This window comes from Enterobacter sp. BIDMC 27, from assembly GCF_000534415.1.
Lineage (GTDB): Bacteria > Pseudomonadota > Gammaproteobacteria > Enterobacterales > Enterobacteriaceae > Enterobacter > Enterobacter hormaechei_C.
This window is the reverse complement of record NZ_KI973178.1, coordinates 4,514,501-4,527,693: the sequence shown is the minus strand read 5'-3', so window position 1 is coordinate 4,527,693 and position 13,193 is coordinate 4,514,501. Positions and strand designations below refer to the sequence as shown.

At 55.6% G+C, this 13,193-nt stretch carries 10 protein-coding genes; 8 read left to right on the top strand and 2 right to left on the bottom strand.

The genetic code is table 11. The features are described 5' to 3' along the window. Window positions 1-33: 33 nt before the first annotated feature. From rlmD to eno, 5 genes are all read left to right on the top strand, one after another. Window positions 34-1,332, top strand: coding sequence for a 23S rRNA (uracil(1939)-C(5))-methyltransferase RlmD (gene rlmD / locus L463_RS01535; protein ID WP_032102903.1), 1,299 nt, complete (start codon window positions 34-36; stop codon window positions 1,330-1,332). A 51-nt stretch (window positions 1,333-1,383) separates the two neighbouring features. Further along, on the top strand, window positions 1,384-3,615 hold the full coding sequence (gene relA / locus L463_RS01540; protein ID WP_003862722.1) for a GTP diphosphokinase: 2,232 nt from the start codon (window positions 1,384-1,386) through the stop codon (window positions 3,613-3,615). A gap of 67 nt (window positions 3,616-3,682) precedes the next feature. Beyond that, window positions 3,683-4,474, top strand: a complete 792-nt coding sequence (gene mazG, locus L463_RS01545; protein ID WP_017382826.1) for a nucleoside triphosphate pyrophosphohydrolase — start codon at window positions 3,683-3,685, stop codon at window positions 4,472-4,474. A 223-nt stretch (window positions 4,475-4,697) separates the two neighbouring features. Further along, window positions 4,698-6,335, top strand: coding sequence for a glutamine hydrolyzing CTP synthase (gene pyrG, locus L463_RS01550; RefSeq protein ID WP_003862718.1), 1,638 nt, complete (start codon window positions 4,698-4,700; stop codon window positions 6,333-6,335). Window positions 6,336-6,417: 82 nt separating this feature from the next. Beyond that, window positions 6,418-7,716 (top strand): phosphopyruvate hydratase, encoded by a 1,299-nt coding sequence (gene eno / locus L463_RS01555; protein WP_006811784.1) that lies wholly within the window; start codon window positions 6,418-6,420, stop codon window positions 7,714-7,716. Window positions 7,717-7,768: 52 nt separating this feature from the next. Here the strand turns inward: eno and L463_RS01560 are convergent, their stop codons facing one another. Next, entirely contained in the window at window positions 7,769-8,593 is an 825-nt protein-coding gene (locus L463_RS01560; RefSeq protein WP_015571725.1) for a MurR/RpiR family transcriptional regulator, read from the bottom strand. 166 nt (window positions 8,594-8,759) lie between these two features. On the opposite strand from L463_RS01560, the gene L463_RS01565 reads away from it, so the two are divergent. Genes L463_RS01565 through queE form a run of 3 tightly spaced genes read left to right on the top strand, consistent with a single transcriptional unit; the run spans window position 8,760 to window position 11,752 of the window. Then, on the top strand, window positions 8,760-10,319 hold the full coding sequence (locus L463_RS01565) for a maltose/glucose-specific PTS transporter subunit IIC (protein WP_017382825.1): 1,560 nt from the start codon (window positions 8,760-8,762) through the stop codon (window positions 10,317-10,319). Then, window positions 10,319-11,026, top strand: a complete 708-nt coding sequence (locus tag L463_RS01570; protein WP_017692753.1) for an N-acetylmannosamine-6-phosphate 2-epimerase — start codon at window positions 10,319-10,321, stop codon at window positions 11,024-11,026. The genes L463_RS01565 and L463_RS01570 overlap by 1 nt, the downstream gene beginning before the upstream one ends. 54 nt (window positions 11,027-11,080) lie before the next feature. Continuing rightward, entirely contained in the window at window positions 11,081-11,752 is a 672-nt protein-coding gene (queE, locus tag L463_RS01575) for a 7-carboxy-7-deazaguanine synthase QueE (RefSeq protein ID WP_006811780.1), read from the top strand. A 17-nt stretch (window positions 11,753-11,769) separates the two neighbouring features. Here the strand turns inward: queE and L463_RS01580 are convergent, their stop codons facing one another. Further along, window positions 11,770-13,167 (bottom strand): MFS transporter, encoded by a 1,398-nt coding sequence (locus L463_RS01580; RefSeq protein ID WP_032102901.1) that lies wholly within the window; start codon window positions 13,165-13,167, stop codon window positions 11,770-11,772. Between the last annotated feature and the right edge of the window lie 26 nt (window positions 13,168-13,193).

Genomic DNA, 13,193 nt, shown 5'->3' with positions numbered 1-13,193 from the left:
GCTAATTATGTTTATTTGAGAACAATCTCGGCGATGGCGCAATTCTACTCTGCAAAACGACGCGTGACGACGCGTCAGATCATAACTGTTGAAGCCACGGACCTCGATCCTTTTGGACAGGGGGTGGCGCGTCACAAGGGTAAGACACTGTTTATCACAGGTTTGCTGCCAGGAGAACGCGCAGATATTACGCTGACGGAAGACAAACGTCAGTATGCGCGCGGTCAGGTCAAGCGCCGTCTTAATGATAGCCCGGAGCGTGTGACGCCTCGCTGCCCCCATTTTGGCGTCTGTGGTGGCTGCCAGCAACAGCATGCCAGCACAGAATTACAGCAAAAAAGTAAAAGCAGCGCGCTGGCTCGCCTGGTCGGACACGACGTGAATGACATCATTGCCGATCGGCCCTGGGGCTACCGTCGCCGCGCTCGCCTGAGCCTCAGCTACCAGCCCAAAACCGAGCGGCTGGAGATGGGTTTTCGCAAAGCCGGCTCCAGCGATATCGTCTCTGTCACGCAGTGCCCTGTTTTGGTGCCCCATCTTGAGGCGTTGCTTCCGGACGTGCACCACTGTCTTGCATCGCTGGATGGCGTGCGTTCGCTGGGCCATGTCGAACTGGTGCTGGCCAACAGTGGCCCGCTGATGGTGCTGCGCCACACCGCGCCGCTGTCAAAGGCAGATCGCGAAAAACTGGAACGCTTTTCGCATTCTCATGAGCTTGCGCTTTTCCTCGCGCCGCAAAGCGAGATACTTGAGCAGGTCAGCGGAGAAGCGCCCTGGTATGCGTCAGACGGGCTACGCTTAACGTTCAGCCCGCGGGATTTTATCCAGGTTAACGACGGCGTGAACCAGCAGATGATAGCGAACGCGCTGGCGTGGCTGGACGTACAGCCCACCGATCGGGTGCTCGATCTGTTCTGCGGTATGGGGAACTTTACCCTGCCGCTGGCCCGCAAAGCAGCAAGCGTGGTCGGGGTGGAAGGCGTTGAGGCGCTGGTGGTGAAAGGCCAGGAAAACGCCCAACAGAACGGCTTGCAAAATGTGACATTCTTTCATCAAAATCTTGAGGATGATGTTACTCAGCAACCGTGGGCTAAGCAGGGCTTTGATAAGATCCTGCTCGACCCGGCGCGCGCAGGTGCGCCGGGCGTGATGCAGCATATAATTAAACTCGCGCCTGAACGCGTGGTCTATGTTTCCTGTAACCCGGCGACGCTTGCCCGTGACAGCGAAGCATTATTGAGCGGGGGTTACCAGATTCGACGTCTGGCAATGCTGGACATGTTCCCGCACACTGGTCATCTGGAATCGATGGTGTTGTTCGAGCACATCTAATGAGTTTGGCTTGTCGACTTCGACAGGCCCTTGTCCCTAAAGGAGAGGACGATGGTTGCGGTAAGAAGTGCACATTTAAATAAAGCTGGTGAGTTTGACCCTCAAAAATGGATCGCAAGTCTGGGGATTTCCAGCCAGCAGTCGTGTGAACGCTTAACCGAAACCTGGGCCTATTGTTTACGCACAACGCAGGGGCATCCGGACGCTGAATTGCTGTTGTGGCGCGGCGTGGAGATGGTTGAAATTCTCTCCATGCTGAACATGGATATCGAAACGCTACAGGCCGCACTGCTGTTCCCCCTGGCGGACGCCGACGTGGTGACGGAAGACGTCCTGCGTGAAAGCGTCGGCCAGTCCGTCGTGGCGCTTATCCACGGCGTGCGTGACATGGCAGCCATTCGTCAGCTTAAAGCCGCGCAAACGGACTCTGTCTCTTCCGAGCAGGTGGATAACGTCCGTCGCATGCTGCTGGCGATGGTAGATGATTTCCGCTGCGTGGTTATCAAGCTGGCCGAACGGGTTGCCCATCTGCGTGAAGTGAAGGATGCGCCGGAAGACGAGCGCGTCCTGGCCGCTAAAGAGTGTACGAATATCTATGCGCCGCTGGCGAACCGTCTCGGTATCGGGCAACTGAAGTGGGAGCTGGAAGATTACTGCTTCCGCTATCTGCATCCGGCGGAATACAAACGCATTGCAAAATTGCTGCACGAACGCCGCATTGACCGCGAGCACTATATCGAGGAATTTGTCAGCGGGCTGCGCCAGTCGATGAAAGAGGAGAATGTGCGCGCCGAGGTCTACGGGCGTCCAAAGCACATCTACAGCATCTGGCGCAAAATGCAGAAGAAACATCTCGCCTTTGACGAGCTGTTTGACGTGCGCGCCGTACGTATCGTGGCGGAGCGTCTCCAGGACTGCTATGCCGCGCTGGGGATAGTGCATACTCACTTCCGCCATCTGCCGGATGAGTTCGATGACTACGTCGCCAACCCCAAACCAAACGGCTATCAGTCTATTCATACCGTGGTGCTCGGCCCTGGCGGCAAAACGGTGGAAATTCAGATCCGTACCAAACAGATGCACGAAGACGCCGAGCTGGGCGTGGCGGCGCACTGGAAATACAAAGAGGGTACCTCCGGTGGCGGTCGCTCCGGTCACGAGGACCGTATCGCCTGGCTGCGTAAGCTGATTGCGTGGCAGGAAGAGATGGCCGACTCCGGCGAAATGCTCGACGAAGTGCGCAGTCAGGTCTTCGATGATCGCGTCTACGTCTTTACCCCGAAAGGGGACGTGGTTGATTTGCCGGCAGGCTCCACGCCGCTCGATTTTGCCTACCACATCCACAGCGATGTGGGACACCGTTGCATCGGGGCGAAGATCGGCGGACGTATCGTACCGTTTACCTACCAGCTCCAGATGGGCGATCAGATTGAAATCATCACCCAGAAGCAGCCAAACCCAAGCCGCGACTGGCTGAATCCGAACCTCGGTTACGTTACCACCAGCCGTGGGCGCTCTAAAATCCACGCCTGGTTCCGCAAGCAGGATCGTGACAAGAACATCCTTGCCGGTCGTCAGATCCTGGACGACGAGCTGGAACATATCGGGATAAGCCTGAAAGAGGCGGAGAAATTCCTGCTGCCGCGCTACAACTTCAACGAGCTCGACGAACTGTTAGCGGCGATTGGTGGCGGCGATATCCGCCTGAACCAGATGGTGAACTTCCTGCAAGCGCAGTTCAACAAGCCAAGCGCAGCGGAGCAGGATGCGGCAGCGCTGAAACAACTCCAGCAGAAAACCTACGCTCCGCAGCAGCGCAGTAAGGACAATGGCCGCGTGGTGGTTGAAGGGGTGGGTAACCTCATGCACCATATTGCCCGCTGCTGCCAGCCGATCCCGGGAGACGATATTGTCGGCTTTATCACCCAGGGGCGTGGGATCTCGATTCACCGCTCCGACTGCGATCAGCTTGCAGAGCTGCAATCGCATGCGCCGGAACGTATCGTGGAAGCCGTCTGGGGGGAGAGCTACTCGGCGGGTTACTCGCTGGTGGTGCGCGTCACTGCCAACGACCGCAGCGGCCTGCTGCGCGACATCACCACCATTCTCGCCAACGAGAAGGTCAACGTGCTGGGCGTTGCCAGCCGCAGCGATACCCGCGAGCAGCTTGCCACCATCGATATGACTATCGAAATCTATAACCTTCAGGTGCTGGGCCGCGTACTCGGCAAACTGAATCAGGTGCCGGATGTGATTGACGCGCGTCGTCTGCACGGCGGCTAAACATCCTCTTCTGTAGGCCGGGTAAGGCAACGCCGCCACCCGGCTCAGGCATTTAATGGAATCTGTTATGACTCAAATCGACCGCCTGCTTGGCATCATGAAACGCCTGCGCGATCCGGAAAACGGCTGCCCGTGGGATAAAGAGCAGACTTTCGCCACCATTGCGCCTTACACGCTGGAAGAGACCTACGAAGTGCTGGACGCGATTTCGCGCGAAGATTTCGACGACCTGCGCGGTGAGCTGGGCGACCTGCTGTTCCAGGTGGTGTTCTACGCGCAGATGGCGCAGGAAGAGGGGCGCTTTAACTTTGACGATATCTGCGCCGCTATCAGCGACAAGCTGGAGCGTCGTCATCCGCATATTTTTGGCGATGCCTCCGCAGGCAACAGTGCGGAAGTGCTGGCGCGCTGGGAGCAGATAAAAAGCGCCGAACGCGCTGAAAAATCCCAGCACTCGGCGCTGGACGACATTCCCCTGAACCTTCCCGCGCTGATGCGCGCGCACAAAATTCAAAAGCGCTGCTCGGCGGTAGGGTTTGACTGGAACTCTCTCGGCCCGGTGCTGGAAAAAGTGCACGAAGAGATCGACGAAGTGATGCATGAAGCGCAGCAGGCCGTTGTGGATGAAGCAAAGCTGGAAGAGGAGATGGGCGATCTGCTGTTTGCGACCGTCAACCTTTCGCGCCACCTCGGTGTAAAAGCGGAAACCGCCCTGCAAAAAGCGAACATTAAATTCGAGCGACGCTTTCGCGAAGTTGAGCGGATTGTGGCCTCGCGCGGCCTGGAAATGAGCGGGATTGACCTCGACGCGATGGAAGAAGTCTGGCAGGAAGTAAAACGCCAGGAACATGATCTCTAACGAGATTTTGCGATCAAGCGCAATTTGTGTGATTTTTTAAATGACAAGCGCTTGATTTGCGTCAAAAACATTTACCCAAAAGGGGCTATTTTCTCACTCCTTATGTTTGTCATGGCCTGGAGTGGAGACGGAGAATGAAAGTTTGTGGCGCTCGTCGTGTTCGGGTATACTACTTTCCCGTCCTGGTTATTCCATCGTTTCACCCTAACTTCTCAGGTTCAGCATGACAACGAACTATATTTTTGTGACCGGCGGGGTCGTATCCTCTCTGGGTAAAGGCATTGCCGCAGCCTCCCTCGCAGCCATTCTTGAAGCCCGTGGCCTCAATGTGACCATGATGAAACTGGATCCGTACATCAACGTCGATCCTGGCACCATGAGCCCAACCCAACACGGGGAAGTGTTCGTTACTGAAGACGGCGCTGAAACCGATCTGGATCTTGGCCACTACGAGCGTTTCATCCGTACCAAAATGACCCGTCGTAACAACTTTACGACTGGCCGTATCTACTCTGACGTTCTGCGTAAAGAGCGCCGTGGTGACTACCTGGGCGCGACCGTGCAGGTCATCCCACACATCACTAACGCCATCAAAGAACGTGTCCTTGCCGGTGGCGAAGGGCATGACGTTGTGCTGGTTGAAATCGGCGGTACCGTAGGGGATATCGAATCCCTGCCGTTCCTCGAAGCGATTCGTCAGCTGGCGGTAGATATTGGTCGTGAGCACGCGCTGTTCATGCACCTGACGCTGGTGCCTTACATGGCAGCAGCAGGTGAAGTGAAAACCAAACCGACTCAGCACTCTGTTAAAGAGTTGCTCTCCATCGGTATTCAGCCTGACATCCTGGTTTGCCGTTCCGATCGCGCGATTCCGGCGAACGAACGCGCGAAAATTGCATTGTTCTGTAACGTGCCTGAAAAAGCCGTTATTTCAATGAAAGATGTCGATTCCATTTATAAAATCCCGGGCCTGTTGAAATCACAGGGTCTGGACGATTATATTTGTAAACGATTCAGCTTGAACTGTCCGGAAGCTAACCTGTCTGAATGGGAGCAGGTGATTTACGAAGAAGCCAATCCGGGCGGCGAAGTGACTATCGGTATGGTCGGCAAGTACATCGAACTGCCGGATGCCTACAAGTCAGTTATCGAAGCGCTGAAACACGGTGGTCTGAAGAATCGCGTCTCTGTGAACATCAAGCTGATTGATTCACAGGATGTAGAGACGCGCGGCGTTGAAATTCTTAAAGATCTGGATGCTATCCTCATCCCTGGCGGCTTCGGCTACCGTGGTGTTGAAGGCAAGATCGCCACTGCACGCTATGCGCGTGAAAACAATATTCCATACCTCGGTATCTGCCTGGGTATGCAGGTTGCGCTGATTGAATTTGCGCGCAACGTAGCGGGAATGGAAAACGCGAACTCTACGGAATTTGTGCCAGACTGTAAGTACCCTGTTGTGGCGCTGATTACGGAATGGCGCGACGAAGACGGTAACGTCGAAGTCCGTACCGAGAAGAGCGATCTGGGTGGCACCATGCGTCTTGGCGCACAGGCCTGCCAGCTGTCCGACGATAGCGTGGTACGCAAGCTGTACGGCGAGCCGGTCATCACCGAGCGCCATCGTCACCGCTATGAAGTCAACAACATGTTGTTGAAACAAATTGAAGCTGCGGGTCTGCGTGTTGCGGGCCGTTCCGGGGATGATCAGTTAGTCGAGATCATCGAAGTGCCTAACCATCCGTGGTTCGTGGCCTGCCAATTCCACCCGGAATTTACTTCAACGCCGCGTGACGGGCATCCGCTGTTTGCAGGCTTCGTGAAAGCCGCCAGCGAGTACCAGAAGCGTCAGGCGAAGTAAAAAAAGTTAGAACGGCAACGCGTACCTTTGGTACGCGTTGTTTGTCTGGAGTTTTAGTTTAACTTGTACTGAGGAAAATCTAATGTCCAAAATCGTTAAAGTCATCGGTCGTGAAATCATCGACTCCCGTGGTAACCCGACCGTTGAAGCTGAAGTTCATCTGGAAGGTGGTTTCGTCGGTATGGCAGCGGCTCCATCAGGTGCTTCTACAGGTTCCCGCGAAGCGCTGGAACTGCGTGATGGCGACAAATCCCGTTTCATGGGCAAAGGCGTACTGAAAGCGGTTGGCGCTGTTAACGGTCCTATTGCTCAGGCTATCGTTGGCAAAGATGCTAAAGATCAGGCTGGCATCGACAAGATCATGATCGATCTGGACGGTACTGAAAACAAATCTAACTTCGGTGCGAACGCAATCCTGGCCGTTTCCCTGGCGAACGCCAAAGCGGCAGCGGCAGCTAAAGGCATGCCACTGTTCGAGCACATCGCTGAACTGAACGGCACCCCAGGCAAATACTCCATGCCTGTACCAATGATGAACATCATCAACGGTGGTGAGCACGCAGACAACAACGTTGATATTCAGGAATTCATGATTCAGCCAGTTGGCGCGAAAACCCTGAAAGAAGCGGTACGTATGGGTTCTGAAGTGTTCCACAACCTGGCTAAAGTTCTGAAAGCTAAAGGCATGAACACGGCTGTTGGTGACGAAGGCGGCTACGCGCCAAACCTGGGTTCTAACGCAGAAGCACTGGCTGTTATCGCTGAAGCAGTTAAAGCAGCAGGCTACGAGCTGGGCAAAGACATCACCCTGGCGATGGACTGCGCAGCATCTGAATTCTACAAAGACGGTAAATACGTTCTGGCCGGCGAAGGCAACAAAGCGTTCACCTCTGAAGAATTCACCCACTTCCTGGAAGACCTGACCAAACAGTACCCAATCGTTTCTATCGAAGACGGTCTGGACGAGTCTGACTGGGATGGTTTCGCATACCAGACCAAAGTACTGGGCGACAAAATCCAGCTGGTTGGTGACGATCTGTTCGTAACCAACACCAAGATCCTGAAAGAAGGCATCGAGAAAGGCATCGTTAACTCCATCCTGATCAAATTCAACCAGATCGGTTCTCTGACCGAAACGCTGGCTGCGATCAAAATGGCGAAAGACGCTGGCTACACCGCGGTTATCTCTCACCGTTCTGGCGAAACTGAAGATGCTACCATCGCTGACCTGGCTGTTGGTACCGCTGCTGGCCAGATCAAAACCGGTTCTATGAGCCGTTCTGACCGTGTTGCTAAATACAACCAGCTGATTCGTATCGAAGAAGCGCTGGGCGAAAAAGCACCTTACAACGGTCGTAAAGAGATCAAAGGCCAGGCATAAGCCTGAACCTTCGTTCTTATGAAAAAACCCGCTTCGGCGGGTTTTTTGTTTACTATAGCAGAAGCGGCAACGTGGCGCTTGCCGTTTGCTGGCTAACGTCACCGTAATGGCTGTCTACTGCAATAAGGGACGTGGTTAGCAGTTCAACCAGTAGCATCACGCCAACCTTGGCGTTGAGCGCACCCGCGCTCAGCGGTCCCTCGGGTTTGGCTGCAACCAGCTGTAAATCGCTCAGGGAGGCCAGCGGGCTGCGGGGCGTATTGCTGAGCGCCAGTACCTTAACGCCGCGCTTGCGGGCGAGTTTCACCACGTGAAGCAGATCCCGTGTAGAGCCGGAACTTGAGATGGCCACCACCAGCGTCTCTTTCGAGAGCGTCGTCGCGTTCATGGCGGCGCGATGCATATCGCTAAACAGCTGTGCAGGTTTGCCGAGTCGCAGCAGCTTGTAATGCAAATACTCCCCCAGAATCGCGCTGGCCGCCACTCCGTAAATTTGCACTGACTGCGCCTGATGCAGGGCCAGTGTCGCCTGTTCAAGCTGGGCCCGGTCAAGGAGTTTTGCGGTATCTTGCAGCGCCTGGACAGACTCATCCACCACGTTATCTATTGCATCTCCTGCCTGACGCTCCGGCAAACCCTGCTGAATATCCAGCGCAAGCGCCATTTTAAATTCGTTATATCCCTTACAGCCCAGCGTGCGGCAAAGGCGTGTGACGCTGGCCTCGCTGGTGCCGCTTTCACGCGCCAGCTCGGTGATCGTCAGGTAGAGCACCCTGGCAGGATCGTTGAGGACAAACTCCCCCAGTTTTTGTTGCGTTGGGCTGTACCCGGAAGCCTCCTGGCGTAGCTTCAGCAGCAGGTTTTCATGGTCCGACATGCTAGATCCTTAATGCGTTTCTCTGCCAACTAGTGTGGCGGAAAGCGGGGGAAAGATGCCAGTCATTTCGAAAAAGTATGATCGGTGTCCTGGTTTTTGGTGGTAATTTTCACAATTAAAAATATATGTGGTAAAAATTTTCATCAATAACCAGGGGGATAAAAAAATGATGCAAATGTTCAGCGGAGCGTCTTCCGGCGGATGGTTTGAAAAAGCGCAGCGCTTCGGCAAATCCTTTATGTTACCCATCGCCATACTGCCCGCAGCAGGTCTGTTGCTGGGGATCGGCGGGGCGCTATCGAATCCAAATACGCTTACTGCGTATCCATTTTTAGACGTTGGCTGGCTACAGGCCATCTTTACCATCATGAGCAGCGCAGGCTCGATTGTGTTTGCAAACCTGTCGGTACTGTTTGCTGTTGGGGTCGCCGTTGGGCTGGCGAAAAATGATAAAGGCACGGCAGGGCTGGCGGCGTTGCTCGCTTATCTGGTGATGAATGCCACTATCAATGCGCTGCTGATCCTGACCGGAAAACTGGCGCATGAGAACCCGGGCGCCGTAGGGCAGGGCATGACGCTGGGTATTCAGACGCTTGAAACGGGCGTGTTTGGTGGGGTAGTTATTGGGCTGGTGACCTGCGCACTGCATCATCGATTTAATAAAATCGCGCTTCCGCAATTCCTGGGCTTTTTTGGCGGCTCACGCTTCGTTCCCATTATCAGCTCACTGGCGGCGATACTCGTCGGCGCGCTGATGACCGTGGTCTGGCCGCATTTTCAGAAGCTGATCTTTGGCCTCGGCGGGCTGGTGGATGCCACCGGCTATCTGGGGACTTTGCTGTACGGCTTCATCCTGCGCATGCTTGGCCCGTTTGGTTTGCACCACATCTTCTATCTTCCGTTCTGGACCACCGCGCTTGGCGGCAGTGAAATTGTTAACGGTCACCTGGTTGAGGGCACGCAGCGGATCTTCTTCGCCCAGCTCGCCGACCCGAACACGCAGCATTTCTATGAGGGCACGTCGCGCTTCATGTCCGGGCGCTTTATTACCATGATGTTTGGTCTGCTCGGCGCCTGCCTTGCGATGTACCACACGGCCAGGCCGGAGAACAAAAAGCGGGTTGCCGGGCTGCTGCTCTCTGCGGCGTTAACCTCATTCCTGACGGGAATTACCGAGCCCATAGAGTTCTCATTCCTGTTTATTGCCCCGGTGCTGTACGTCATTCATGCGCTGTTTGACGGGCTGGCGTTCATGCTCGCGCACATGCTGCACATCACCATCGGACAAACATTCTCCGGCGGGTTTATTGATTTCGTGCTGTTCGGCATTTTGCAGGGGGAAGCGAAAACTAACTGGATGTTCGTCCCGCTGGTGGGCGTACCGTGGTTCTTCCTTTACTACTGTACCTTCCGCTATCTGATCAAACGTTTTGATTTTGCCACGCCGGGCCGTGAAAAGGAGGCGTTGGCTGACGAGGCTACCCTGCCGCAAAGCGAGCGCGCCGCGGCGGTGATCGCCGGGCTGGGAGGAAAAGACAATCTGGATGACGTTGACTGCTGCGCCACGCGCCTTCGCGTCACGGTGAAAGACGGTAGCAAAGTAAATGAATCTGCACTGAAAGCGACCGGCGCCCGCGGCGTAATCGTCCGCGGCAACGGTGTCCAGGTCATCTATGGCCCGCACGTCACCATTATCAAAAACGAAGTAGAAGAGATCTTATCGTAATGAAAACTGTACTGGATAACCTGAAAGGAAAACTGGTCGTCTCCTGCCAGGCGCTGGAAAACGAACCGCTGCACAGCCCGTTTATTATGTCGCGAATGGCGCTGGCGGCGGCCCAGGGCGGTGCCGCTGCGATCCGCGCCAATAGCGTGGTGGATATTGAGGCTATCAAAGGGCTGGTCTCACTGCCGGTAATCGGCATCATCAAACGAGACTATCCGGACAGCGAGGTGTTCATCACCGCAACGCTCAAAGAAGTGGATGAGTTGATGGCGGTCGGCCCGGAGATCGTTGCGCTGGATGCGACCGCCCGGAAACGGCCCGGTGGCGGATCGCTGGACATGCTGATCGCGCAGATCCGCACCCGTTACCCTTCGCTGCTGCTGATGGCGGATATTGCCACCGTGCAGGAGGCCGTGGCCGCGCAGGCGCTGGGGTTTGATTGCGTCGGAACCACCCTTTACGGTTATACGGCGGAGACTGCGGGCCATTCGCTACCGGAAAATGACTGCGCGTTTTTGAAAGAGGTGCTGTCTGCCGTCACGATCCCCGTGATTGCTGAAGGTAACGTGGATACGCCTGAACGCGCGGCCAGGTGTCTGGCGCTGGGGGCGCACACGGTTGTCGTCGGCGGGGCGATCACCCGACCACAGCAAATTACGGAACGGTTTATGGCGGCAATTGGCGCGCAAAGCACCGATGGAGCATGATCATCTGACGGGGATCTGCGATACTTATCGTTTATCCCCTTAACAGAGTTGACTATGCAGTACCCGATTAACGAGATGTTCCAGACCCTGCAAGGCGAGGGTTACTTTACCGGCGTTCCCGCTATCTTTATTCGTTTACAGGGATGCCCGGTTGGCTGCGCCTGGTGTGATACCAAACATACGTGGGATAAGCTCGCAGATCGGGAAGTGTCGCTGTTCAGCATTCTGGCGAAAACCAAAGAGAGCGATAAATGGGGCGCGGGCAGCGCGGAAGATCTGCTTGCCATTATTGGTCGTCAGGGCTGGACGGCGCGGCATGTGGTGATCACCGGCGGGGAACCCTGCATTCACGATCTGATGCCGCTCACCGAACTGCTCGAGAAGAACGGCTATAGCTGTCAGATCGAAACCAGCGGCACCCATGAAGTGCGCTGCTCCCATTCAACGTGGGTCACGGTTTCACCGAAAGTGAATATGCGCGGCGGGTATGACGTACTGTCGCAGGCGCTTGAGCGTGCTGATGAGATCAAACATCCGGTGGGGCGCGTGCGTGACATCGAAGCGCTGGATGAACTGCTGGCGACGCTGACGGACGAAAAGCAGCGCGTGATCGCGCTACAGCCTATCAGCCAGAAAGACGATGCGACCCGTCTGTGCATTGAAACCTGTATCGCCCGCAACTGGCGGCTGTCGATGCAGACGCACAAATATCTGAACATTGCCTGATACTTTTGTGGCCCCGCTTAACGCGGGGCTTTTGTTGTTGGCAGTAAAGCCCAGGTCACGACTGCCGACCCAAGGCAAATCGCACTGTTGAAAAGCAAGGCATACTGCGCGGCACTGGCCGTTCCCATCGGCAGCCATAGCGCGTACAGCGATGCGGTGACCGCGATCCCCATGGCGCCGCCCAGGGAACTGCCCATCTTATAGATCCCTGAAGCCACCCCCACTTTGTTTTCAGGGGCATTCATTACCGCCGTGTCCGTTGAGGGCGTGGCGTAACATCCGAGCCCCAGCCCGAATAAAATATTGCTTAGAAAAACGGTAACAATGTAGACCTCTTTGCTTAAGAAGGTGCATGAAATCAGCGAAATACCTGTTGCGGTCAGCAGCGGGCCGGTCATCATCGGCAGCCTGGCGCCATAGCGCTGAAGCAGTTTTTCACCCACCCGGATCATCGCCAGTACGGTAACCAGATATCCCAGCGTCATCATGCCGGTCTGTAGCGGTGACAGATGATGGCCTTGCTGCAACCAGATGCTGGCGATCATCATGGTGCCAATGCAGCCGTTGAGCAGGAAATTTGAGAATACCGAGGCGCTGTAGGCCCGGTTTTTAAACAGGGCGAAATCGATCAGCGCCGCATCGCCTTTCCGCCGCCCGGTAACGACAAAGCACATCAGTGCAATCACGGCTCCACACAGTACAAGAAGCGATAAACTGCTGCTCCAGCCCCAGCTGTGTCCTTTGCTGATAAACAGATTGAACAGCACCAGCATAAGGACAAAACTCACCAGGCCGCTGATATCCAGTTTGTGTCGACACGCATCAGGGCTGCGGCTTTCCGGCGTGGCGCGGATAAGCAATAGCGCGACCAGAGCCACCACCATCGACAGAATAAAAATCCAGCGCCAGCCCAGCGTGGTGGCGATGGCGCCTCCCACAAACGAGCTCAGGCCACTCCCGCCCCATGAACCGATAACCCAGAAACTGATTGCGCGCTGGCGTGCTTTACCTTCATACCAGGTTTTAATCAGCGCCAGCGTGGCGGGCATGATGCAGGCCGCTGATAGCCCCTGTATCGCTCTTCCCAACAGAAACAGGACGGGCTCCCATGAAATGAACAGCAGACCACTCCCGATCATGCTCAGGATCAGGCCAATCATGGTCAGGCGCATGCGCCCAAACTTATCGGCAAACCCACCGCAGGCGACGACAAAACAGCCGCTGAACAACGCGCTAAGGCTGACGGCCAGCGTAAGGGTTTCGAGGGCAATATCGAGGCTATTCTGCATGGCCGGAACCACGTTGATAACCGACTGGGCAAACAGCCAGAATGTCAGAACGCTCATGACGATACCCGCCAGCAGCCGATCGTTACCGGCGTAGGCGGATGCGCCTGTCAGGGAAACGGTACTCATAGTGCAGCCCTCCCGGGAAGGTGCGA

What these genes read in the sequence shown, in the direction of transcription:
- rlmD (WP_032102903.1), top strand. Translation starts at nt 34, where the DNA reads ATGGCGCAATTCTACTCTGCAAAACGACGCGTGACGACGCGTCAGATC.
- relA (WP_003862722.1), top strand. Translation starts at nt 1,384, where the DNA reads ATGGTTGCGGTAAGAAGTGCACATTTAAATAAAGCTGGTGAGTTTGAC.
- mazG (WP_017382826.1), top strand. Translation starts at nt 3,683, where the DNA reads ATGACTCAAATCGACCGCCTGCTTGGCATCATGAAACGCCTGCGCGAT.
- pyrG (WP_003862718.1), top strand. Translation starts at nt 4,698, where the DNA reads ATGACAACGAACTATATTTTTGTGACCGGCGGGGTCGTATCCTCTCTG.
- eno (WP_006811784.1), top strand. Translation starts at nt 6,418, where the DNA reads ATGTCCAAAATCGTTAAAGTCATCGGTCGTGAAATCATCGACTCCCGT.
- L463_RS01560 (WP_015571725.1), bottom strand. Translation starts at nt 8,593, where the DNA reads ATGTCGGACCATGAAAACCTGCTGCTGAAGCTACGCCAGGAGGCTTCC.
- L463_RS01565 (WP_017382825.1), top strand. Translation starts at nt 8,760, where the DNA reads ATGATGCAAATGTTCAGCGGAGCGTCTTCCGGCGGATGGTTTGAAAAA.
- L463_RS01570 (WP_017692753.1), top strand. Translation starts at nt 10,319, where the DNA reads ATGAAAACTGTACTGGATAACCTGAAAGGAAAACTGGTCGTCTCCTGC.
- queE (WP_006811780.1), top strand. Translation starts at nt 11,081, where the DNA reads ATGCAGTACCCGATTAACGAGATGTTCCAGACCCTGCAAGGCGAGGGT.
- L463_RS01580 (WP_032102901.1), bottom strand. Translation starts at nt 13,167, where the DNA reads ATGAGTACCGTTTCCCTGACAGGCGCATCCGCCTACGCCGGTAACGAT.